This is a genomic window from Serratia sp. CoH_134_PS_4 (assembly GCF_058190535.1).
Genome location: NZ_JBXWKI010000004.1, coordinates 193,648 through 217,323, shown reverse-complemented (window position 1 = coordinate 217,323; position 23,676 = coordinate 193,648). Strand labels below are relative to the sequence as shown.

Sequence of the window (23,676 nt, the reverse complement as noted above, 5' to 3'; positions counted from 1 at the left end):
ACGGGAATATCGCTCTATTACTGTCGTATAATTATAGACTTTTCCGTTGTTCGACGGGTTATTCGCCAACAGGTTAGGCAGATTTTGCCTGAGGCCTTAAAGCGGTTATCATGCTCGGCATCGAAATCGCCTATCGCATTAGGCTCTCATTCAGGAGGAAGAAGTATGCCATCTTTCGACATTGTTTCCGAAATTGATATGCAGGAAGTGCGTAACGCCGTTGAGAACGCCACGCGCGATCTTGGCACGCGTTGGGATTTCCGTAACGTGCCGGCCAGCTTCGAGCTGAACGAAAAAAATGAAAGCATTAAAGTTGCCAGCGAATCTGATTTTCAGGTGCAGCAGTTGCTTGATATTCTGCGTGAAAAGCTCAGTAAACGCAGTATCGAAGGCAGCGCGCTTGAGATCCCGGACGAAATGACCCACAGCGGCAAAACCTACAGTGTGGAAGCCAAGCTGAAGCAAGGTATCGAAGCCAGCCAGGCGAAGAAAATCGTCAAGTTGATCAAAGACAGCAAGCTGAAAGTTCAGGTGCAAATCCAGGGTGAAGAAGTCCGGGTAACCGGTAAGTCACGTGACGATCTGCAAGGCGTGATGGCGCTGGTACGCGGTGCCGATCTGGGGCAGCCGTTCCAGTTCAAGAACTTCCGCGATTAAGGTTTTTGCGAAGGCGAAGATCGTGAGGGGCCAGCTTGCTGGCCCTTTTCTTTACAGTGAATTCACCAGCGCTTCCAATTGGCCGCGGTTGGTTTGTTTGGTATCGACCTTTACATAGGCGCTGCGCTCTTCCGGTACCACTATTGCCTCCGCCACGCCCGGCTGGGCTTTCAGGCGGCTTTCCAAGGCTGAATCTTTCACTGCCAGTTCCGACAATGTAATACGTAGGCTACTGACGTATGGCGGTTCTTGCATGGTACTGCTGACCAAGAACCAAATGGCCGCCAGCACCGCGCCGGCGATAAATACCAGCCCAGCGCCCTGCAGGCCATACAGGAAACCGCCCAGACTGCCACCTATCGCGACGCCAATAAATTGGCTGGTAGAGTAAACGCCCATCGCCGTGCCTTTATAGCCAGCAGGGGATTCTTTACTGATCAGTGAAGGCAGGATTGCTTCCATCACGTTAAAAGCCATAAAGAATAACTGTACACCTGCAATGATGCCCCACAGGTGCGCGCCGGACAGCCACAACAGTATTTCAGCGCAGAACAGCACCGCCACGCAGCCCATAAAGACTTGCTTCATTCGGCGTTTCTTCTCAGCGTAAATGATAAAGGGCACGACGGCGGCAAAAGAAACCAGCATGGTGACCAGGTAGACGATCCAGTGTTCGCTCGGGGCCAAACCGGCTTTTTCCATCGCCAATGGGAGTGCCACGAAGCTGGACATCAGCAGAATATGCAGGCACATAATGCCGATGTTCAGTTTTAACAGGCGGGAGTTACTCAGCACTTTGCTGAAACTGCCGCGCACTATGCTGGATTCACGGTTCAGCACGTGATGGCTTGCGGAAGGCACGACCGCCAGAGTGATTACGATACCGGCCAGTGCCAGCACGGCAATCATCCAAAACAGCGCATGCAGGCCGAAGGCGTGGGTGACAATCGGGCCAACGACCATAGCAATAGCGAAAGTTATACCGAAGCTCACGCCGATAAACGCCATGGCCTTGGTACGGTTTTGTTCCCGGGTGAGATCTGACAGCAGCGCCATGACTGCCGCCGCGATAGCGCCAGAACCTTGTAATGCCCTGCCAAGAATAACACCCCAGATAGAGTCGGTTGCGGCGGCAATCACGCTGCCCAAAGCAAAGATCAGCAGGCCGCCGACAATCAGCGGTTTGCGGCCGATGCGGTCGGAGATCAGACCAAAGGGGATCTGGAAGACAGCCTGCGCCAGACCGTAAATGCCGATAGCAATACCGATCAATGTTTCGCTGGCACCGTTCAATGCCATGCCGTAGGTGGTCAGTACCGGCAGCACCATAAACATGCCGAGCATGCGCAGTGAAAATACCGTTCCTAATCCCCAGGTCGCCCGGCGCTCCAGCGGGGTCATTGCATTATCGTTCATTAAAACCTCATTAAAAGCCATTCCGTCAGGTTATCGGTGATAACGCCTGATGGGATAGCTTCTGTTAAAACTGCGTCATTTTAGTGTGAAGGGTAGGGGGGGTAAATCTAATGTTGTTTAGCAGATATTACAGCTTCCCCTTGAAGCTACAGCGCTGTTGGCCGCGAGCACTTAGCCCGGTCACTTGGTTGGCCAAGCTCCTGATGATTCGCACTCTTGCCGCCTTGTTGCAGCTCCGATCATTTCGGGAGTAAACGGATTTCTGAACTGACAAATAAAATGGGCCGCTTACGCGGCCCATTTACAGACGATTTGGCTTACCAGACGTACGTCATCAGGGCTTCCGGCGCCGCGGTGGCGCTGAAGTCGATAGACATCATGACGCTCAACGAGGTGATGGCAACGATCGAGAACACGAATAGCTTACGTGCCCACACGCTGTCATTTTCGGTTTTGTAACCACGCAGTGCCATGCCCAACCACCATACGCTTACCGCCGCAGCGACGATCAGGTATTTGTAGCCAGCGTAGCCGCCCAGGGTCAACATCAGGGTGGCAATCATAAACGCCACAATGTAGACCGTGATGTGGTTCTTCGCCACCGAAATGCCTTTGACGACCGGCAATACCGGGATGTTCGCCGCTTGGTAATCTTTAAAGCGGAAGATGGCAATCGCATAGGAATGCGGCATCTGCCACAGGCTAAAGATAGCCAGCAGGATCAACGCACCAGCATCGAACTCATTGGTCACCGCGCAGTAACCGATAACCGGTGGCGCAGCGCCCGACAAGCTGCCGATCAAGGTGCCGTATACCGAGTGACGCTTCATGTACAGGCTGTAGACGCCGACATACACCACGAAACCCATCACCGCCAGCCACATGGCTAACGGGTTGGCACCGATATACAGCAACGCAAAGCCCGCAATACCCAGAGCGGTAGCATAAACCAGGCTTACACTCGGCGCGATCAGGCCTTTAACCAGCACCCGATTCTTCGTTCTCTCCATTTTCTTGTCGATGTCACGGTCAATGTAGTTGTTAAACACACAGCCCGAAGCGACAACCAACGAGACACCCACGAGGGTGGCGAGAAACAGGGGATAGTCGATGCTCCCTTTGGAGGCGAGCAAAAATCCCCCGACGACAGAAATTAAATTGCCGAAAATAATTCCTGGTTTAGTTACTTGCAGGTATTGCTTAATCATCACGTCCAGCTCTGCTCTTAATCGACCATCATATTGATGTTGAGGTTGTACATAATCCAGAGTGAACCTACAACAACGATACCGATGATCATAGCGGTGAACAGCAATGCCACCAGGTTCCAGCGCTCTTCCGATGAGGTATTCATGTGCAGGAAGTAAATCAGGTGAACAACAACCTGAATCACTGCCATGCCAACGACAACCGCCAGAATGGTTGAATGAGAGGCTGTACCGCTCATGACCATCGCAAATGGAATCACCGTCAGGATGATCGACAGAATAAAGCCGATCAGATAGGTCTTGACGCTACCGTGGCTTGCGCCGCCGTGAGAAGTTTCATGGGATGAATGACTCATGACATAACCCCCAGCAGGTAAACAACGGTGAATACGCAGATCCAGACCACGTCCAGGAAGTGCCAGAACAGGCTCAGGCACATCAGACGGGTTTTGTTGGTTGACGTCAGGCCACGCTTGCTGACCTGAATCATCATGATGACAATCCACACCAGGCCGGTAGTCACGTGCAGACCGTGGGTAGCAACCAGTGCGAAGAAGCCGGACAGGAACGCACTGCGATCCGGACCATAACCTTCAACAATCAGGTGATGGAATTCATAGATTTCCATCGCTACGAAGCCCAGACCAAACAGGAAGGTCAGGAACAGCCAGGTATTAACGCTGCCAACCTTGCCTTTGTTCATGCCGATCATCGCCATACCGTAGGTGATGGAGCTGAACAACAGCAGGAAGGTTTCAACCAGGACAAACTTCAGATCGAAGATGTCTTTGCCAGAGGGACCGCCCGCGGTCCCGTTCACCAGTACTGCATAAGTCGCGAACAAGCTCGCAAACAAAATACAGTCGCTCATCAGGTAGATCCAGAATCCGAAGACTTTGGTCTCTCCTGCGTCGTGGTGCCCATGCTCTGCATGGGCTGCGTTATGGTTAGTCAGAGTATCAGTTGACATGTTTCACGCCTGCTTTGCTGATTTGTTCATAGTGTTGGTTTTCAATGCGCTCGATTTCATCAACCTGCACATAGTAATCAACATCTTCATCGAAGCTCTTGGCAATCCAGGTCACGATCATACCTACGAAGGCAGCGATCGCCATCCACCAGATGTCCCAGATCATCGCGAAACCAAATACCAGGCTGAAGCCAGCAATAATCACACCGGCGCCGGTATTTTTCGGCATATGAATGGGTTCGTATTTCGCCGGCTTCTTATAAGCTTCGCCTTTTTCTTTCATGTCCCAGAACTCATCACGGTCATGAATCTGTGGCACTACGGCAAAGTTATAGAACGGCGGTGGAGACGAGGTCGCCCACTCCAGCGTACGAGCACCCCATGGGTCACCGGTCAGGTCACGGTTCTGCTCACGGTCACGCACACTGACGTAGATCTGAATCAGTTGGCACAGGATACCGCAGGCAATCAGAGCCGCGCCGCCAGCTGCTACGAGCAGCAGTGGGTGGAACTCTGGGTTGATGTTCTGGCTGATACGACGAGTCATACCCATAAAGCCCAGAGCATACAGCGGCATGAAGGCCACGAAGAAACCGATGATCCAGAACCAGAACGCACGGATACCCCATTTTTCGTTCAGCGTGAAGCCGAAGGATTTAGGGAACCAGTAGGTCAGGCCAGCGAAGCAACCGAACACCACACCACCGATAATCACGTTATGGAAGTGGGCAATCAGGAACAGACTGTTGTGCAGCACGAAGTTCGCGCCCGGTACTGCCAGCAGAACGCCGGTCATCCCACCAACGGAGAAGGTGATGATGAAGCCGATGGTCCACAGCATTGCGGAGTTGAGCTGAATGCGGCCTTGGTACATGGTGAACAGCCAGTTGAAGATTTTCACCCCGGTAGGGATGGAAATGATCATGGTGGCGATACCGAAGAAGGCGTTAACGTTAGCGCCGGACCCCATGGTAAAGAAGTGGTGCAGCCATACGATGAACGACAGAACGGTAATCGCGATGGTTGCCCATACCAGTGAGGTATAGCCGAACAGGCGTTTTCTTGAGAAGGTCGCGGTGACTTCAGAGAACACACCAAACACTGGCAGAACCAGGATATACACCTCTGGGTGACCCCAGGCCCAAATCAGGTTGATGTACATCATCATGTTGCCGCCCATATCATTGGTAAAGAAATGGAAGCCCAGGTAGCGATCCAGGGTCAGCAACGCGATAGTCACGGTCAGAATTGGGAAAGAAACGATGATCAGGACGTTAGTACACAGCGCCGCCCAGGTGAACACCGGCATCTTCATTAAAGGCATGCCAGGAGCACGCATCTTCATGATGGTTGCGAAGAAGTTCACACCGGTCAACAAGGTACCCAGACCAGAAATCTGCAGACTCCAGATCCAGTAATCGACCCCGACACCAGGACTGTATTCCTTGCCCGACAGCGGCGGATACGCCAACCAGCCTGTCTGCGCGAACTCACCGACACCCAGAGAGATGTTGATCAGCACGACACCCACCACGAAGAACCAGAAGCTCAGGGAGTTCAGGAACGGGAAGGCAACGTCACGCGCACCGATTTGCAACGGTACGACCACGTTCATCAGACCGACCACGAAAGGCATCGCCATGAAGAAGATCATGATCACGCCGTGAGCGGTAAAGATTTGGTCGTAGTGGTGCGGCGGCAGGAATCCGGCCTCGCCGGCGGACGCAAGCGCCTGCTGGCTACGCATCATGATGGCATCGGCGAAACCACGCAGCAACATAACCATTGCCACGATGATGTACATGATACCAATTTTTTTATGGTCGACCGAAGTCAGCCAGTCTTTCCATAGCCACTTCCACTTGCCGAAATAGGTTATCAGGGCCAGCAGAGCCAAGCCCCCAATAATAATTGCAGCAACGGTGACTACGATGATTGGTTCGTGGTACGGAACCGCATCAAGCGTTAATTTTCCCAACATCAGTTTTATTCCTCGGCTCCGGCGTGAGCATGTTCACCCATGTCCATACCCTGGCTCATGTCCATACCTTCGTGCGCGGAAGCGCCTTTGTGCATGTCCATATCGCCCATGAATTTGCCAATAGTTTCTTTGAACAAATTCGGTTTGACACTGGAGAAGTACTCGACCGGGTTATTTTCACTCGGCTCTGCCAGTTTGTTAAAGTCGCTGGTGGCGTTAAGGTTAGTCGACGATGCTTTCACCTTGGCAACCCACTGATCGAAGTCGCCTTCGGTTGGGGTGACAATGGCGGTGAATTTCATGCCGGAGAACCCGCGACCGCTGAAGCTGCTGGAAATACCGTCGTATTTGCCTGCTTCATTGCCGATCAGGTGCAGTTTGGTCTGCATCCCGGCCATCGCATAAATCTGCCCACCTAACTGAGGAATAAAGAACGAGTTCATTACCGAGTTAGAGGTGATCTTGAATTCGACTGGAACATCTTTCGGGAAGGCCAGCTCATTAACGGTTGCGATGCCTTGTTCTGGGTAGATAAACAGCCATTTCCAGTCAAGCGACACGACTTCGATCGTCATTGGCTTTTTGTCAGTGACAATCGGCTTGAACGGGTCGAGTTCGTGCGTCGTTTTCCAGGTAATGGTGCCAAGGATGGCGATGATAATGATAGGAATGGTCCAGACGACCGCTTCGATCTTGTTGGAATGTGACCAGTTCGGACTGTATTTGGCATCTTTGTTGGAAGCACGATACTTCCAGGCAAAGGCGAACGCCATAAAGATAACTGGTACCACTACGATCAACATTAATGCGATTGCGGTGATAATCAGTGTCCGTTGCTCAACACCAATTGCTCCTTTGGGATTCATCAATACCATATTGCAACCACTGAGCATTACAGTGGAAGCAATTAAGGCCAACATCCCAATACTTTTATTGTATTTCTTAAGTCTCATCTAACGACCTCAATTACAAAGGCTCTATTGTCGTTTCATGTGTGCGGGCATTTTACGGGAAGGTTGCAGTACTGTAAACATGCTTAAGGGAGTGTCAGCGGCTTGTTGACACTTTCTGTTAAGGGGGTCACAGATGTCACGCTGCGTGACAATTTACTAATGGCAACAACGCGTTGGCACGCTGAATCGTGCCGGGTAATTCGTATGTTAAGGAAAACTAAAGGTATGATGAATCTTGCAGGTAGAAACCCTTTTTTGAAATACGAATGAAAGGTTTATTTAATGTAAAATTATTGTGTCTTAAAAGTGAATTTAATTTTATTTCTGACTGCCGCACTCGGATAAAAAAATAATTTGGACGGGAATTATATTTTTTAACTAAATAAATACATCACTCTGATGCATTTTTGCCGACCGGCGCGATGACCGGTCGGCGATATCACGCCAATTTAGTACGGCGTAACGCCAGATAATCCAGCACACTGCCCATTGCAATGCCCACCAGACTCAACGCGGCGCCTAACTGCAACAGCCGATCGGCCAGATTTGGCAAGGCACTCCAGTCAAGCGCGTTCGTGATCAGTAGAACCAGCCACAGGCCCAACAACGAGCAGCCCAGCGTCAGCATGCGTAATGCCCAACGGTAATACTGGCGGAACTCGGTGCGCGGCATGAAATTATCGGTACGTTGGGTATATTCCAGCGTCTGACGGCACAGGCGCAGCAGCAACAGGCCCGGCAGGGCAGCGGCGATTGAGAATAAATAAAACAGCGGCCAGCCGTGTGCTTCGACAAACCAGCCGGCAATCGGGCCAACATAAACGCGCCCAACGGCGGACAGTGCAGACAAAAGTGCAAACTGGGTGGCGGAAAATGACTTGTTGCACAGCGTCATCAGTAATGCGACGAAGGCTGCGGTCCCCATTCCTCCGCACAGATTTTCCAGGAAAATGGCGCTGCCCATGGTCATAAGGTTTTTATCGGTAACGGCAAGGATCCAATAACCGAGATTGGAAACCGCCTGCAGGATACCGAACAGCATCAGCGCGCGGAACAAACTCAGGCGCTGCATCAGCACGCCGCCAAACAGGGCGCCGACGATGGTGGCGAACAGGCCCAGCGTTTTATTCACCAGACCGACTTCCCCGGCATCGAAGCCAACGCCGCGGATCAGGAAGGTGGTGCTCAGGCTGCCGGCAAAGGCATCCCCCATCTTGTACATCACGATCAACAGTAAAATCAGCCAGGCGTTGTTACGCGCAAAGAAATCACGCAACGGGGCAACCACCGCTTGTTCCATGGTGCGTGGCGCAGGAATGCTGTCGTCCGGTTCGGGAGCCATCAAGGTGGCGGCAATACCAATCAGCATCAGCCCAGCCATCAACCAATAGGTTGACTGCCAGCCAAAATAGCGATCGGCCAGCCACAGCGCTAACCCACCGGAGACCAACATCGCCAGGCGATAACCCAGAACCGAGATAGCGGCGCCGGCACCGCGTTCTTCGGCGCTCAGCAGGTCAGTTTTATAGGCGTCAAAAACGATATCCTGCGATGCAGAACAGAAGGCGACCAGTACCGCCAACGCCGCCAGCCACCACAAGTCTTGCGCCGGCTGCATAAAGCCCATCGCAACAATCGACGCGACCAGCAGTAATTGGCTGATCAGCAACCAGCCACGCCGCCGCCCAAGGAATGGCGGGGTATAGCGGTCCATAAAGGGGGACCACAGGAATTTGAACACATAGGCCTGGCCAACCAGAGAGAAAATACCAATGGTTTTCAGATCGATGTTTTCGACGGTCATCCAGGCTTGTAGCGTGCCGGAGGTCAGTGCCAGTGGCAGACCCGACGCAAAGCCCAGCAGCAGGAGGATGGCAGAATTACGCTGGGTGAAGATATTCAGATACTGTTTCGACATGAGTTCCCTGTCTGCACCGCCCGATGATCCGGGCGGCACAAGGCGAGCGCGGCTTAACGCGCGTTTTGCTTGATAAAGTCGTTGACGCTGGTGTCTTGCGCCATGTCGGCAATAACGTCACCCAGCACGCTATTAACCGCGTTGGTGATTTTCTCGTTGGTTGCGGTGAAGGCGCCTTGGACGTTATACGTGGAGCGATAGTTCTTCACCTGCTTGCTGCCGTTCTTCGCCTGAGCGATGATCGAAATATCCGCCTTGGTGGTGATGTTGTAGCGGAGGTTGCCTTCAGAGACGTCCGCATACAGGTTATTGACGACGATTTGCAGGTCGACCGCACCGTCTGCGCCAATCATGTAACCGCGAGCGCCCATTTGTTTCTCCAGCACTTCTTGCAGCAGGAAGCGCAGATCACGTGATGGCGTCAGCGTCACGAGCTGGCCGTCGCGGTTCACTTTTGCCAGCGCCTGATCTTTACGCTGATCCGCACCGTTAATGCTGATGGTTACGCCTTGCAGCGTAGGATCTTGCTGCGGCAGCACAATTTTTGGCGTCACGTTCAAGGTGTTGCTGCTGGTAGCACAGCCAGCCAGCATCAGTGCGGCCAACAGTGGAAGGCAAAGTTTTTTCAACATAGTTACTGTCTCATTCTCGATGGATTTTAAGCTGCTGCAAACCGCCAAAGGCTGAGCGGCGGGTTTGAGCACGCTTTCTGTAATAATCAGAGCGGGATAGCCAACAACAAATTGTCGACATCATAGCATCGCCGCCAGCCGGAGGAAGCGCAGAACGCACCGGAGTGACAAATTTTTACCTGCCGTTGATAAAAACATGCTTTTTTGACCGCCTCAATCAGATAAACCTCAAGCGGCGGCGGATGTTGACCATTTTTTGCCCGCAGAAAAGAGAAATTTACCTGAGGAATGGTCTAAAAGGGGGGAAAGCGGCTAATATTGAAATAGATGGGGCGGTCCTCTGCCGGTGTAGTAAAGGAGATCCTATGATTCGCGAGCAAATAGAAGCAAAGTTAAGGGCGGCGTTTGAGCCCGCGTATCTGGAAGTCGTTGATGAAAGTTATCGTCACAACGTTCCGGCGGGTTCAGAAAGCCATTTTAAAGTCGTATTGGTCAGCGATCGCTTCGTCGGCGAACGTTTTCTGACTCGGCATCGTTCAATTTACGGCGTGCTGTCTGAAGAGTTGGCAGATGGCGTCCATGCGTTGGCATTGCACACCTATACCCTGAAAGAGTGGGAAGGTTTGCAAGATACCGTGCCAGCATCACCCCCATGTCGTGGGGCCGGTACCCTAGCCTGATGGCTAAATTTGCGGTATCAGTGGAACTTTGACCACGAATTGGGGTATTACTACAGACGAATTTTGGAACGGCCTGCGGGCCGTTTCTGTTTTTGACGACGACACAGCCGATGCGCCATGCAGCTAAGGCCGGGTCGGTTTCGGCGGCCTTTTGGCGATCAAATCGACAAAAGTGTGAGTTTTAGCGCGCCGCCGCCGCCTTGCTTTCCTCGACTCGCTCCGCATGCGCCGCTATAATGTCGCGTCTTATTTTTCCGGAATGGTTTCGGGACGCTTCTGTCATCAGGAAACTCGGTTCTGTAATGTAGCCGTCCTGGTTCTTGGAACGGAGTTGACCGAGCACTGTGATTTTTTTGAGGTAACAAGATGCAAGTTTCAGTAGAAACCACTCAAGGCCTTGGGCGCCGTCTCTCTATTACTGTACCCGCTGATACAATCAAGCAGGCTATCAAAAAAGAGCTGATCAACGCGGCAAAAAGCGTTCGTATCGATGGCTTCCGTAAAGGCCATGTACCGATGAACATCGTTGAGCAGCGTTATGGCGCTTCCGTTCGCCAAGACGTGCTGGGCGAAGCGATGCAACGCAGCTTTGTTGATGCGATCATCAAAGAAAAGATCAATCCGGCTGGCGCACCAAACTATGTGCCGGGCGAGTACAAAGAAGGTGAAGACTTCACCTTCGCCGTTGAGTTTGAAGTGTATCCAGAAGTTGAGCTGAAAGGCCTGGATGGCATCGAAGTTGAGAAGCCAGTTGTCGAAGTTAACGACGCTGACGTTGACACTATGCTGGACACTCTGCGTAAACAGCAGGCGACCTGGAAAGACAGCGATCGCGCAGCGCAAGCTGAAGACCGTGTGACTGTTGACTTCTCTGGTTCTATCGACGGTGAAGAGTTTGAAGGCGGCAAAGCCTCTGACTTCGTACTGGCTATGGGCCAGGGCCGCATGATCCCAGGCTTCGAAGAAGGTCTGGTCGGTCATAAAGCCGGTGAAGAATTCACCATCGACGTTAACTTCCCAGAAGATTACCACGCTGAAAACCTGAAGGGCAAAGCGGCTAAGTTCGCTATCGTTCTGAAGAAAGTAGAAGAGCGTGAGCTGCCAGAGCTGACTGAAGAGTTCATCAAACGTTTCGGCGTGGCTGATGGTTCTATCGAAGGGCTGCGTGCTGAAGTGCGTAAAAACATGGAGCGCGAGCTGAAAGGTGCAGTGCGTAACCGCATCAAGACTCAGGCAATCGACGGTCTGGTCAGTGCTAACGAAATCGACGTTCCAGCTGCGCTGATCGACGGCGAAGTTGACGTTCTGCGCCGTCAGGCTGCACAGCGTTTCGGTGGCAACGAGAAGCAAGCGCTGGAACTGCCACGTGAACTGTTCGAAGAACAGGCTAAGCGTCGCGTTGTTGTTGGCCTGCTGCTGGGCGAAGTGATCAGCACCAACGATCTGAAAGCTGACGAAGATCGCGTTAAAACGCTGATCGAAGAAATGGCTTCTGCTTACGAAGACCCAAGTGAAGTTGTTGAGTTCTACAGCAAAAACAAAGAGCTGATGAACAATATGCGCAACGTTGCTCTGGAAGAACAAGCGGTTGAAGCCCTGCTGGCAAAAGCGAAAGTGACTGAGAAAGCCACTACCTTCAGCGAGCTGATGAACCAGACTCAACAGGCGTAATGTCTGTACGTCGGGGCGCACAGGTTGCGCCCTTGAGAACGGCTTGCTGAGTCCCGGCGTTAAAAAAGCCCGTAACCTTCGGTTGCGGGCTTTTCTTTTGGCCACGTTGCTGATTAATCTCAGGTTAAGCGTGACAATATGCACTATATTTACACTGTTGTTCTTGGAACAGTCTGGCATGATGTTTACTGCCAGTTCGTGGGTGCACAGGGTAACCGCTAAAAATACGTTGCCGGGCTTGAAAATCTCTCAGCGGCCCCAATCTGTAAAAAGTATATGTATACCCTATAGCTTTCAAGTTGCAGCTAGGCGCCCAACTCGCTCATCCCCAGGCGCTTACTCGAGTAAGTAACTGGGGATGAGCAAGTGCAGGTAACAACGCTGTGACTTGAAAGATGACGGGGAAAGGCTGTTTGCCAGAGTGCGCGGGATAAGAAAAACCGTCGGGTACGTGTGGCGTGGGTCGAATGCTTGAGCATAGTCATCATGACCGTTCTCAAGTAGAATCGGTGTAATAGGGTGTAACCCTGGCCGCCAAGGCAATTTCTATTAGGAGACGGTAATGTCATACAGTGGCGAACGAGATCAATTTGCACCTAACATGGCCCTGGTGCCGATGGTGGTAGAGCAGACTTCACGCGGGGAGCGTTCTTACGACATCTATTCCCGCCTGCTGAAAGAGCGCATTATTTTCCTGACCGGCCAGGTCGAAGATCACATGGCCAACCTGATTGTGGCACAGATGCTGTTCCTCGAGGCAGAAAGCCCGGAAAAAGACATTTACCTGTACATTAACTCCCCGGGTGGCGTGATCACTGCTGGCATGTCAATCTATGACACCATGAAGTTCATCAAACCGGATGTCAGCACCATTTGTATGGGCCAGGCATGCTCGATGGGCTCGTTCCTGCTGACTGCCGGTGCTAAAGGCAAACGCTTCTGCCTGCCAAATTCACGTGTGATGATCCACCAGCCGCTGGGCGGCTATCAGGGCCAGGCGACGGATATCGAAATCCATGCGCGTGAAATCCTGAAGGTGAAGGCTCGCATGAATGAACTGATGGCAGAACATACCGGCCAGTCATTGGAGCAGATCGAGCGCGATACCGAGCGTGATCGCTTTATGACCGCGGAAGAAGCAGTAGAATATGGTCTGGTTGACGGCATTCTGACGCACCGCAAGTAAGACCACGCGGCTGGCGAGGTAATATGTGCGAGCCGATAGACTATAGTAATCAGAGCGGGCGCGGCTCGCTCTGGTGAGCATTATCGGCATTCCCGGTATGAATTGGGGCGCACGATCGCCGTGATTTTCCTGCGGAACAAAGACTAAAGAAGAGGTTTACTGATGACAGATAAGCGCAAAGACGGTTCAGGAAAGCTGCTGTACTGCTCTTTCTGCGGCAAAAGCCAGCATGAAGTGCGTAAGCTGATTGCCGGTCCGTCAGTGTATATCTGCGATGAATGTGTTGACCTGTGTAACGACATTATTCGCGAAGAGATTAAAGAAGTTGCCCCGCACCGTGAGCGCAGTGCGCTACCGACGCCGCACGAGATCCGCCACCACCTGGATGACTACGTCATTGGTCAGGAGCAGGCGAAGAAAGTGCTGGCTGTTGCGGTGTATAACCACTACAAACGCTTGCGCAACGGCGATACCAGTAACGGTATTGAGTTGGGCAAAAGCAACATTCTGCTGATTGGCCCGACCGGTAGCGGTAAAACCTTGCTGGCGGAAACGCTGGCGCGCTTCCTGGATGTCCCTTTCACCATGGCCGATGCCACCACGCTGACCGAAGCCGGTTATGTGGGTGAGGACGTGGAAAATATTATCCAGAAACTGCTGCAGAAATGTGACTACGATGTGCAGAAAGCACAGCGTGGCATTGTCTACATCGATGAAATCGATAAGATTTCTCGTAAGTCAGACAATCCGTCTATTACCCGTGATGTTTCGGGTGAAGGCGTGCAGCAGGCACTGTTGAAGCTGATCGAAGGCACTATTGCTGCCGTTCCACCGCAAGGGGGTCGTAAGCATCCGCAGCAGGAATTCCTGCAGGTTGATACCTCGAAAATCCTGTTTATCTGTGGTGGCGCATTTGCCGGCCTGGATAAGGTGATCGGTCAGCGCGTCAATACCGGTTCCGGTATCGGCTTCGGCGCAACCGTGAAGGGTGAAGCAGAGAAAGCAACGGAAGGCGAATTGCTGCTGCAGGCTGAACCGGAAGATCTGATCAAGTTTGGTTTGATCCCAGAGTTCATTGGTCGTCTGCCGGTGGTCGCTACGCTCAGCGAGCTGAGCGAAGATGCGCTGATTCAGATCCTGAAAGAGCCGAAAAATGCCCTGACCAAACAGTATCAGGCGTTGTTCAATCTGGAAGGTGTCGAGCTCGAATTCCGTGAAGAAGCGTTGAATGCTATCGCCAAGAAAGCCATGACACGTAAAACCGGTGCACGTGGCCTGCGTTCTATCGTAGAAGGCGCGCTGCTGGATACCATGTATGACCTGCCCTCTATGGACAGCGTCGACAAAGTGGTGATCGACGAGTCGGTCATTGCCGGTCAGTCCAAACCGTTACTGATTTACGGCAAGCCGGAAGCGCAGGCTTCAGGCGAATAATTCGCCAGTCAAACCAGAAAGTTAATACCAAAATGGGGGATTTTATCCCCCATTTCTTTTTCCTGCATTCTTGCCGTTGAATGTAAGAGATTCATCCCCATATACTCATTAACCAGATTTTATGAAACGTTTGATGCTTGCGTCTCATGAGATTCCCCTCAACCTGGCGGAAGTTAAACTTAAGAGAGAGCTCTATGAACCCTGAGCGTTCCGAACGCATTGAAATCCCCGTCTTGCCGTTGCGCGACGTGGTGGTTTATCCGCACATGGTGATCCCGTTATTTGTTGGCCGGGAAAAATCGATTCGGTGCCTCGAAGCAGCAATGGATCATGATAAGAAGATCATGCTGGTGGCACAGAAAGAGGCCTCAACGGATGAACCTGGCATTAATGATTTGTTCTCTGTCGGCACCGTAGCGTCGATCCTGCAGATGCTGAAATTGCCCGATGGCACGGTAAAAGTGCTGGTAGAAGGTCTGCAACGGGCACGTATTACTACGCTTTCCGACAGCGGTGAGCATTTTGCTGCCCAGGCAGAATATCTTGAGTCGCCGGCAATTGATGAGCGTGAGCAAGAAGTCCTGGTGCGTACCGCCATCAATCAGTTTGAAGGCTACATCAAACTGAACAAGAAAATTCCACCGGAGGTGCTGACGTCATTGAACAGCATCGACGATGCTGCACGCCTGGCGGATACCATCGCTGCGCATATGCCGCTGAAACTCAGCGACAAGCAGTCGGTACTGGAGATGTTCGATATTACTGAACGTCTGGAGTACCTGATGGCGATGATGGAATCGGAAATCGACCTGCTGCAGGTTGAGAAACGTATCCGTAACCGCGTCAAAAAACAGATGGAAAAAAGCCAGCGCGAGTACTATCTGAATGAGCAGATGAAGGCGATTCAGAAAGAACTGGGTGAAATGGACGACGCGCCGGACGAGCATGAAGCGCTGAAGCGCAAGATTGAAGCGGCCAAAATGCCGAAAGAAGCGCGCGAAAAAACCGAAGCGGAACTGCAAAAGCTGAAAATGATGTCACCGATGTCTGCGGAAGCGACCGTGGTACGCGGCTACATCGATTGGATGTTGCAGGTACCGTGGAATGCGCGCAGCAAGGTGAAAAAAGACCTGGTTAAGGCGCAGGAAGTGCTCGATATCGATCACTACGGCCTGGAACGCGTCAAGGATCGTATCCTTGAGTATCTCGCAGTGCAGAGCCGCGTTAGCAAAATCAAAGGGCCGATCTTGTGCCTGGTAGGGCCTCCAGGCGTGGGTAAAACCTCGCTGGGGCAGTCGATCGCCAAGGCGACCGGCCGCCAGTACGTGCGTATGGCACTGGGCGGCGTGCGTGATGAAGCGGAAATCCGCGGGCATCGACGCACCTATATCGGCTCAATGCCGGGCAAGCTGATCCAAAAAATGGCCAAGGTGGGGGTGAAAAACCCGCTGTTCCTGCTCGATGAGATCGACAAAATGTCTTCGGACATGCGTGGCGATCCTGCTTCTGCACTGCTTGAGGTGCTGGATCCGGAACAGAACGTGGCGTTTAACGATCACTACCTGGAAGTCGATTACGATCTGTCCGACGTGATGTTTGTTGCCACCTCAAACTCGATGAACATTCCTGCGCCGTTGCTGGATCGTATGGAAGTGATCCGCCTGTCAGGCTATACCGAAGATGAGAAGCTTAATATTGCCAAGCAACACCTGTTGCCGAAGCAGCTTGAGCGCAATGCCCTGAAGAAAGGTGAACTGACGGTAGACGACAGCGCCATTGTCGGCATTATCCGTTTCTACACCCGTGAAGCTGGGGTGCGTAGCCTGGAGCGTGAAATTTCCAAGCTGTGTCGTAAAGCGGTGAAAACGCTGCTGATGGACAAGAAGACCAAGCATATTGAGATCAACGGCGAGAACCTGAAGGATTACCTGGGTGTGCAGCGCGTCGATTATGGTCGTGCGGATACCGAAAACCGTGTGGGCGAAGTTACTGGCCTGGCGTGGACGGAAGTGGGTGGCGATCTGCTGACCATTGAAACCGCCTGCGTACCGGGCAAGGGCAAGCTGACCTACACCGGTTCTCTGGGTGAAGTGATGCAGGAATCGATTCAGGCTGCACTGACCGTGGTGCGTGCGCGCGCGGACAAATTGGGGATTAATCCTGATTTTTACGAGAAGCGTGACATCCACGTGCACGTGCCGGAAGGCGCTACACCGAAAGATGGCCCAAGTGCCGGTATTGCGATGTGCACAGCACTGGTTTCCTGCCTGACAGGCAACCCGGTTCGCGCAGATGTGGCAATGACCGGTGAGATCACGTTGCGTGGTCAGGTGTTACCTATTGGTGGTCTGAAAGAGAAACTGCTGGCGGCGCATCGCGGCGGTATCAAAACCGTGCTGATTCCTTTTGAGAACAAGCGCGATCTGGAAGAGATTCCGGACAACGTTATCGCCGATCTGGATATTCATCCGGTGCAGCGAATCGATGAAGTTTTGAACCTTGCGTTGCAAAACCCGGCCTTCGGTGCACTGCCGGTAGCGGCAAAATAGTGACGAATCGCAAAAACCATTGATAAAACTTATGCTGGCAAGTCATTTCGGACTTGCCAGTCTTTTTTTGTACCGCTAAGTTAGAAAGCTATCGGCCCGCGTTTTGTCATGCTTTCGGTGGCTTGCCAAGGTTCGATGGGATTGATATAACAGCTGCGCTGTCGCAACCGTAGGGATTTTTCGGTGCGACGATTGAATTCTAGAGGGGATGATAGAGTGAATAAGTCACAACTGATCGACAAAATTGCCGCAGGTGCTGATATTTCCAAAGCGGCAGCTGGACGTGCTTTAGATGCAGTCATTGCATCTGTTACCGAATCCTTGAAGGAAGGGGATGACGTGGCTCTGGTTGGTTTCGGTTCTTTTACAGTGCGTGAGCGTTCAGCCCGTACTGGCCGTAATCCACAAACCGGTAAAGAGATCAAAATCGCGGCAGCCAAAGTTCCGGCCTTCCGTGCAGGGAAAGCGCTGAAAGACGCAGTAAACTGATTGTTTGCGTCTAACCGTTTAGCGTTACAGGGTTTTGTAATAAACAATCACCTGACGCAACGGTGCTGGTAAGGTAAGATATAAGGCGCATCAGATTGATGCGCTTTTTTTATTTTTGTCGCAGGGAACGCGCCTGCGCAAGGGTGTTTTTAATCCACATCACAGCGGAGTGTTGTCACACTATGATGGACAATTTACGCGCGGCTGCTAATAACGTCGTGCTCAAAATCATCCTGGCCCTGATCATCTTGTCATTTATTTTGACCGGGGTGGGTAACTACCTGATCGGCGGTTCCGGCGATTATGCAGCGAAAGTAAATGGTCAGGTGATCGAGCGCGCTCAGCTGGAACAGGCTTTCCAAAGCGAACGCAGCCGTATGCAGCAACAGCTGGGTGACCAGTTCTCCGCGCTGGCGGGCAATGAAGGCTACATGCAGCAGATGCGCCATCAGGCGTTGTCACAGTTGATCGACAACATGCTGTTGGATCAATACGCCAAGAAATTAGGCCTGAGCGTCAGCGACGATCAGGTGAAGGACGCCATCCGCAAGGCGCCTTATTTCCAAACTAACGGCCAGTTCGATAACGCTAAATATCTCGATCTGATTAGCCGTATGGGTTACACCGCCGATAACTTTGCGCAATCAATGCGCCAGCAATTGGTTAATCAGCAAGTGATCCAAGCCTTTGGTAGCTCCGGCTTCATTTTGCCCGCTGAAGCGCAAGGCATGACAGCACTGGTATTGCAAGAACGCGATGTGCGCCTGGCTACGCTGGATCTGAAAGCGTTGCAGGCCAAGCAAACCGTGACTGACGACGAGCTGAAAGAGTTCTACAACCAGAACAAGAACAGCTTCATTGCGCCGGAGCAGGTCAAAGTAAGCTATATCCCGATGGATGCGGCCTCTATGCAGGACAAGGTGACGGTAACCGACGCGGATATCAGCGCCTATTACGACCAGCACAAAAGCAGCTACGGCCAACCTGAACGCAAGAACTACAGCGTTATCCAGCTGAAAACTGAGGCGGAAGCCAATGCAGTGCTGGATGAACTGAAAAAAGGCGGCGATTTCGCCACTCTGGCGAAAGAAAAATCCACCGACATCATTTCACGCCGTACCGGTGGTGAGTTGGGTTGGTTGGAACCGGAAACCACAGCAGACGAATTGAAACAAGCTAACCTGACCGAAAAAGGCCAGCTGTCTGGCGCGGTGAAGTCTTCCGTAGGTTATCTGGTCGTGCGTCTGAACGACATCGAACCTGAGAAAGTGAAACCTTTGAGCGAAGTGCATGACGCTATCGCCAAGCAGGTTAAGCAGGAAAAAGCCGTAGATGCGTATTACGCGCTGCAGCAGAAGGTCAGCGAAGCTGCCACCAGCGATAACGAGTCCCTGGCATCAGCAGAAGAGGCCGCGGGCGTGAAAGCGGCACACACTGACTGGTTTACTCGCGATAACATCCCGGCAGCACTGAACTTCAAACCTGTGATTCAGTCGATTTTTGACGGTTCACTGATTGGCGAAGCGGGTGCTCCGGGCAGCAACTCTGATGTGATCACCGTTGATGGTGACCGCGCCTTCGTGATCCGTGTTTCTGGCCATAAACCAGAAGGCATTGAACCCTTCGACCAGGTGAAAGATCGCGTAGCTGAATTGGTTAAACGCAACAAAGCGGAACAGGAAGCGAAACTGCAGGGCGAGAAACTGCTGGTGGAGCTGAAACAAGGCAAAGGCGACGAAGCAATGAAAGCGGCGGGTCTGAGCTTTGGTAGCGTGCAGAAGATGGCACGTGCGCCGGAAGATAGCCAACTGGTGCAGAGTGTATTCGCGCTGGCGCATCCGCAGGAAGGTAAACCCGTTTACGGCATGTCGCAGGATAATCAGGGCAACGTGGTGCTTATTGCACTCGATGCTGTGAATCCTGGCACCTTGCCAGCGGAAGAAATGAAAACCTTCGTCAGCAAAATGGAAGAAGGTGCGACCGGCGTGTCCTTTGACTCTCTGCTGGCCAGCTTGCGTAAAGAAGCCAAAATCACCATGGGTGCCTCTGAGCAGCAGCAACCTCAGTAAAGTACCGCAATTTTCTGCAACGCAATGTAATCCTCAAAGGCCGCTTTCGCGGCCTTTTCCACATCTGGAATCCGTGAATTGCTGAAGATCGTCCGTTGCGGCAAGGTGAGCTTGCTGTTAAACACAAGGAGGATACAGCATGCAACTTACAGAAATAAAAGCGGCTAATGGCCGTGGCTTGAGCATTAAAGCGTTGTTGATGGCAGCGCTGATCTGCCTTGCAGGGCCGACACTGGCGGCGGAAGAGAAAGCGGCTACCGGGCAACCGGTGTTATCAACACAGCCGGTTAAAGTAGGGCAAAGCACCGAGCCCGGTGTGACTGCCAATAAAGAGGCGTCGGTCAGTATTAATCAGGGGGATGCCGAACAACTGGCGAGCGTGCTGAAGGGCGTGGGGCTGAAGAAAGCGGAGAGCATAGTGCGCTATCGTGAACAGCATGGCCCCTTTACACAGATTGAACAGCTCCAGGAAGTGCCGGGCATTGGGCCTGCCTTATTTGAAATGAATCGTGCACGGCTCAAAATGTGATGTTACTCACAGCTGAGTGGCAAAGTGCCCATACAGCTCTTTTTCCTCTGCTACATTTTACAGGTCTTACCAGTTTGGCGAGTTGACCAAACGCGTAAAGGAGCCGCCAGCGGCTCCTTCTTTACTGTAATCACCAGGCAGGAGCGGCCGTACACTATGCACCATACCTTTATCAAAGTCCGTGGTTATCATCTTGATTTTTATCAGCATGTTAATAACGCCCGCTATCTGGAGTTTTTGGAAGAGGCGCGCTGGGATTGGCTGGAGAATCAGGAAGGCTTCCGTTGGATGACGCAAAACAACATTGCCTTTATCGTGGTGAACATCAATATAAACTACCGCACGCCGGCGTTGTTAGGAGACAAACTGCGTATCGACAGCCAGATGGTGCAGCTAAACAGCAAAAGCGGTGTGCTGAGCCAGAAGGTGATACAAGATGCTACAGGCTCGCCGGTTGCAGACGCAATGCTGACCTTTGTTTGTGTGGATCTAAAAACTCAGCGGGCGCTGCCTATTGAAGGGCAACTGCGCGAACACTTGCAGGTATTCACGCAGCCGGAAGAGGATCAGTAAAATAACGGGCGGCAATGCTGCCGCCGTTCTACCCATCATGCGGCAAGTTGCTTCCATAGTAGCGACGGCTTGCTAGCCGCCTCGATGCAACTCACCTATTCAGGTTATCTTCCTTCAGACCAGGCCGGTCTTCTGTTTCAGACTTGCCATGACTTCGGCTTTGTTGATTTGGTACTGCTGCAGGCCGTTAGCGCGCAGATGGCAGGCGGCACATTCGCCACAGCCGTTGCCTTTAATGCCGTTGTAGCAGGTCAGCGTTTCTTGCTGCACCAACGCCAATTGATGGTAGTAATCCGCCAGCGCCCAGGTTTCTGCCTTGTTCAACCACATCAGCGGTGTTTCAAAACGGATATCACGCGCGATACCCAGCACTATCGCGTGATTCAATGCTTTGACAAATTCGTCGCGGCAGTCCGGGTAGCCGGAAAAATCGGTTTCACACACGCCAGTGATCACGGCTTCGGCTTCAACCTGATAAGCATAGATAGCCGCTAGCGTCAGGAACAAAATGTTGCGGCCCGGCACAAAGGTACTCGGTAGCGCATTCTTTTCATCTGGGTTGTAGGCGGGTACCGGGATATTGTCACGGGTCAGGCTACTGATCGCCAATTCGTTGAGAAGGCCGACATCCAGCAGTTTGTGCGCTTTGGCTCCCAGAGCTACCGACAACGCCTGAGCCACCTCAATCTCAGCGCGATGGCGCTGGCCGTAATCGAAGGTAACGCAGTGAACTTCGTCATACTGTTGTAATGCCTGGATCAAGCAGGTCGTGGAATCTTGTCCACCGCTAAAAACGACAACCGCGCGCTTCATAAAATCACCTTATTGGATTTGGCCTTTCCCGACACACAATCGGGCGGCAGGATAAAAATGCGTTGCGGCAGCAATGGTAGCAGAAATAGCTGGATACCGCAGGGCCGCACCCATGCTCAGTCTGCTGAGGGCGGCTCTGTATCCTCCACCGGTGGTGGTAACCAGGCTTGGCAGAAGTCGAACCAACCGTGGGCGGTCAATGTGACGCCATGGATACGCGGTGGCGCGCTGATCTGATATTGGTAGTGGAACAGGGGAGTGATGATCGCCGCTGTCATCAGTTGCCGATAGTAATCTTTTAACTGCTCATGACGTTGTTGTTGTGCTGGTCGTTGTTGGATCTGTTGCAGCGTCTGTTGCTGATGTTGCCAGCGAGAGTCGGGCAGGATACCGCGCCACAGCGTATCTTGCCGTAGCCAGCTTTCTAACGTTGCCTCCGGCGACTCCCCAATTAAGTTGTCCGCAAGCAGCATGTCGGCCTGCTCGATTTGCTCGGCGCTTTGCCAGCGTTTGCCCGCGTAGTAACACACCTCCAGTTCGCAACCGTGTCGTGCCAACAGCTGTTGTAACGCAACGGTGACCGTTTCCAGCTCCACAGGGGGCCGGTACAGCAGCTTCAGTTTGGCCGGCAGGGTAATACCCTCCTCAACGTGATGTTGTGGGATCGCCCAACCGGGAAGCATTTCGTGGCTGGGGGTGATGACACTGTTTGGAACCGGCAGATTGGCCAGTAAGCCGGATTTTTGGATCAACATCAGCAGCTTTTTCCCTTGCGCCTCACTGAGCTCGCCATGTTTTAAATTCACCGCCAGATAGCACCAACCCAGGCTCATACTGCGCTGTACCGGCCGCGCCAGCGCCAAGTCCTCCTGCTGGCCAATGGTAATACGTACGGGGTGTTGGCAACTGGTATATGCATCGCCGTTTTGCAGTTCCGGTGTGATCCAATACTCAATGCTTTCCAGATAAGGATGCTGCAAATGGTAAAACGGGTGTTGTTCCAACCTCACCAAATGAGGCTCGTTGAGCGTTAGCTTAAATGGGCCTGCGCCCATGCTCGGCGTATCGGGGTGGGTGAGCAGGCAAGGCAGCTCTGCCAGTCGGTGCGCCAACCAGTAATCTGGGGAGTGTAAATCAAACTGCAGACACAGCGCATGCGGCAGACTGAGCGTGGCGACGTTGGCCAGACTGGGTTGGCTACGCGGATGCTTCAGCAGTTTTTCCAGTGTTTGTAACAGTTGTTGCCCGGTCAAGGGTTCGCCGTTGTGCCAGCGCAATTGGCTGCGCAGAAAGAACTGCCAACGTAAACCGTCATGGCTGGTTTGCCAGTGATGAGCCAGATCTGATTGCGGTTCGGTATTACCGGTAATAAAGCGCGTCAGGCCGGCATGCAGAGTGGCAACCAAATGCTGTTCGGCACGGCCAGTGAGCGTCAGCGGATCCAGAGACTCCAGCGTACGGTAGTAGGGGATACGCAACGTTGGGCTACCTGCCTGCCAGTGGCCGCCGAGGTGTGGATTGAGTAATTCCTGCAAATGTTGTGGGTCCAGCTGCGCCATTTCCAATGCACCCTGATGATCGCCGTCCTGTAATAGCCTTTGCAGGTGGGCGGCGCGGAGTTCATCAGGTGTTTTCAGGCAATGCAGCCGTGCACGTTTTCCCCGCCCAGGCTGCGACTGCCAACTTAGCCAGCCTTGATCCTGCAACTGTTGCACCAGCGTGCGGGCATGGCGCTCACTGCAATAGAACATGGCCGCCAGTTCGCTGATGGTGATGGCGACTGGCGTACCGCCAAGTTGCTGGTACAGGCGTTGATATTGGCTGAGGCGGTGGGTCAGGCGCATAAGGGGAAATCCGGAACAGTTTTCCAGAATTGTTCACTATTACTTCCGCAAATACCATCTCATACTGCAGGGACTGTAATCGCGTTCACATTCACGAGGTCTTT

The 23,676-nt window shown here is 52.6% G+C and carries 20 protein-coding genes; 10 read left to right on the top strand and 10 right to left on the bottom strand.

Annotation, left to right across the window (positions count from 1 at the left end):
* Positions 1–165 precede the first annotated feature (165 nt).
* Positions 166–657 (top strand): YajQ family cyclic di-GMP-binding protein, encoded by a 492-nt coding sequence (locus AC2FCQ_RS09365; RefSeq protein WP_209636547.1) that lies wholly within the window; start codon positions 166–168, stop codon positions 655–657.
* A gap of 51 nt (positions 658–708) precedes the next feature.
* On the opposite strand, the gene AC2FCQ_RS09360 is transcribed toward AC2FCQ_RS09365, so the two are convergent.
* The 8 genes from AC2FCQ_RS09360 to AC2FCQ_RS09325 form a co-directional block, all read right to left on the bottom strand.
* Positions 709–2,073, bottom strand: a complete 1,365-nt coding sequence (locus AC2FCQ_RS09360) for an MFS transporter (RefSeq protein ID WP_490308088.1) — start codon at positions 2,071–2,073, stop codon at positions 709–711.
* Between the two features lie 317 nt (positions 2,074–2,390).
* On the bottom strand, positions 2,391–3,281 hold the full coding sequence (gene cyoE, locus AC2FCQ_RS09355; protein WP_012005526.1) for a heme o synthase: 891 nt from the start codon (positions 3,279–3,281) through the stop codon (positions 2,391–2,393).
* A 17-nt stretch (positions 3,282–3,298) separates the two neighbouring features.
* Positions 3,299–3,637 carry a cytochrome o ubiquinol oxidase subunit IV gene (locus AC2FCQ_RS09350; RefSeq protein WP_012005527.1) on the bottom strand — a complete coding sequence of 113 codons (339 nt, stop codon included), beginning with the start codon at positions 3,635–3,637 and terminating at the stop codon, positions 3,299–3,301.
* Positions 3,634–4,251: a cytochrome o ubiquinol oxidase subunit III gene (locus AC2FCQ_RS09345; RefSeq protein ID WP_209636543.1), complete on the bottom strand. Its 618-nt coding sequence runs from the start codon at positions 4,249–4,251 to the stop codon at positions 3,634–3,636. Before AC2FCQ_RS09345 ends, AC2FCQ_RS09350 begins: the two co-directional genes overlap by 4 nt.
* Positions 4,241–6,232 (bottom strand): cytochrome o ubiquinol oxidase subunit I, encoded by a 1,992-nt coding sequence (gene cyoB, locus AC2FCQ_RS09340; RefSeq protein WP_209636542.1) that lies wholly within the window; start codon positions 6,230–6,232, stop codon positions 4,241–4,243. The genes AC2FCQ_RS09345 and cyoB overlap by 11 nt, the downstream gene beginning before the upstream one ends.
* Before the next feature lie 5 nt (positions 6,233–6,237).
* Positions 6,238–7,185: a cytochrome o ubiquinol oxidase subunit II gene (cyoA, locus tag AC2FCQ_RS09335; RefSeq protein ID WP_209636540.1), complete on the bottom strand. Its 948-nt coding sequence runs from the start codon at positions 7,183–7,185 to the stop codon at positions 6,238–6,240.
* A 439-nt stretch (positions 7,186–7,624) separates the two neighbouring features.
* On the bottom strand, positions 7,625–9,103 hold the full coding sequence (gene ampG / locus AC2FCQ_RS09330; protein ID WP_400768503.1) for a muropeptide MFS transporter AmpG: 1,479 nt from the start codon (positions 9,101–9,103) through the stop codon (positions 7,625–7,627).
* A gap of 53 nt (positions 9,104–9,156) precedes the next feature.
* Positions 9,157–9,735: a lipoprotein gene (locus tag AC2FCQ_RS09325; RefSeq protein WP_209636535.1), complete on the bottom strand. Its 579-nt coding sequence runs from the start codon at positions 9,733–9,735 to the stop codon at positions 9,157–9,159.
* Positions 9,736–10,100: 365 nt separating this feature from the next.
* Between AC2FCQ_RS09325 and bolA the strand changes: the two genes are divergently transcribed.
* The 9 genes from bolA to AC2FCQ_RS09280 all read left to right on the top strand — a co-directional run bounded on the left by bolA (position 10,101) and on the right by AC2FCQ_RS09280 (position 20,915).
* On the top strand, positions 10,101–10,415 hold the full coding sequence (gene bolA / locus AC2FCQ_RS09320; RefSeq protein WP_004940361.1) for a transcriptional regulator BolA: 315 nt from the start codon (positions 10,101–10,103) through the stop codon (positions 10,413–10,415).
* Positions 10,416–10,781: 366 nt separating this feature from the next.
* The gene (gene tig, locus AC2FCQ_RS09315) at positions 10,782–12,086 is read left to right on the top strand and encodes a trigger factor (protein WP_044548696.1); all 1,305 of its coding nucleotides are present in this window, start codon (positions 10,782–10,784) and stop codon (positions 12,084–12,086) included.
* Positions 12,087–12,648: 562 nt separating this feature from the next.
* Entirely contained in the window at positions 12,649–13,272 is a 624-nt protein-coding gene (gene clpP, locus AC2FCQ_RS09310; RefSeq protein ID WP_020825491.1) for an ATP-dependent Clp endopeptidase proteolytic subunit ClpP, read from the top strand.
* Between the two features lie 162 nt (positions 13,273–13,434).
* Positions 13,435–14,706, top strand: a complete 1,272-nt coding sequence (gene clpX / locus AC2FCQ_RS09305) for an ATP-dependent protease ATP-binding subunit ClpX (RefSeq protein ID WP_182821771.1) — start codon at positions 13,435–13,437, stop codon at positions 14,704–14,706.
* A 194-nt stretch (positions 14,707–14,900) separates the two neighbouring features.
* Positions 14,901–17,255 carry an endopeptidase La gene (lon, locus tag AC2FCQ_RS09300; RefSeq protein ID WP_490308087.1) on the top strand — a complete coding sequence of 785 codons (2,355 nt, stop codon included), beginning with the start codon at positions 14,901–14,903 and terminating at the stop codon, positions 17,253–17,255.
* A 216-nt stretch (positions 17,256–17,471) separates the two neighbouring features.
* Positions 17,472–17,744, top strand: a complete 273-nt coding sequence (gene hupB / locus AC2FCQ_RS09295) for a nucleoid-associated protein HU-beta (RefSeq protein WP_006319790.1) — start codon at positions 17,472–17,474, stop codon at positions 17,742–17,744.
* Between the two features lie 182 nt (positions 17,745–17,926).
* The gene (ppiD, locus tag AC2FCQ_RS09290) at positions 17,927–19,813 is read left to right on the top strand and encodes a peptidylprolyl isomerase (protein WP_490308086.1); all 1,887 of its coding nucleotides are present in this window, start codon (positions 17,927–17,929) and stop codon (positions 19,811–19,813) included.
* A 139-nt stretch (positions 19,814–19,952) separates the two neighbouring features.
* Complete coding sequence (locus AC2FCQ_RS09285) at positions 19,953–20,342, top strand: ComEA family DNA-binding protein (RefSeq protein WP_209636529.1); 390 nt, start codon at positions 19,953–19,955, stop codon at positions 20,340–20,342.
* Positions 20,343–20,498: 156 nt separating this feature from the next.
* Entirely contained in the window at positions 20,499–20,915 is a 417-nt protein-coding gene (locus tag AC2FCQ_RS09280; protein WP_265554575.1) for an acyl-CoA thioesterase, read from the top strand.
* A 114-nt stretch (positions 20,916–21,029) separates the two neighbouring features.
* Here the strand turns inward: AC2FCQ_RS09280 and queC are convergent, their stop codons facing one another.
* On the bottom strand, positions 21,030–21,728 hold the full coding sequence (gene queC / locus AC2FCQ_RS09275) for a 7-cyano-7-deazaguanine synthase QueC (RefSeq protein WP_265554573.1): 699 nt from the start codon (positions 21,726–21,728) through the stop codon (positions 21,030–21,032).
* A 116-nt stretch (positions 21,729–21,844) separates the two neighbouring features.
* Positions 21,845–23,572 (bottom strand): SgrR family transcriptional regulator, encoded by a 1,728-nt coding sequence (locus tag AC2FCQ_RS09270; protein WP_490308085.1) that lies wholly within the window; start codon positions 23,570–23,572, stop codon positions 21,845–21,847.
* Between the last annotated feature and the right edge of the window lie 104 nt (positions 23,573–23,676).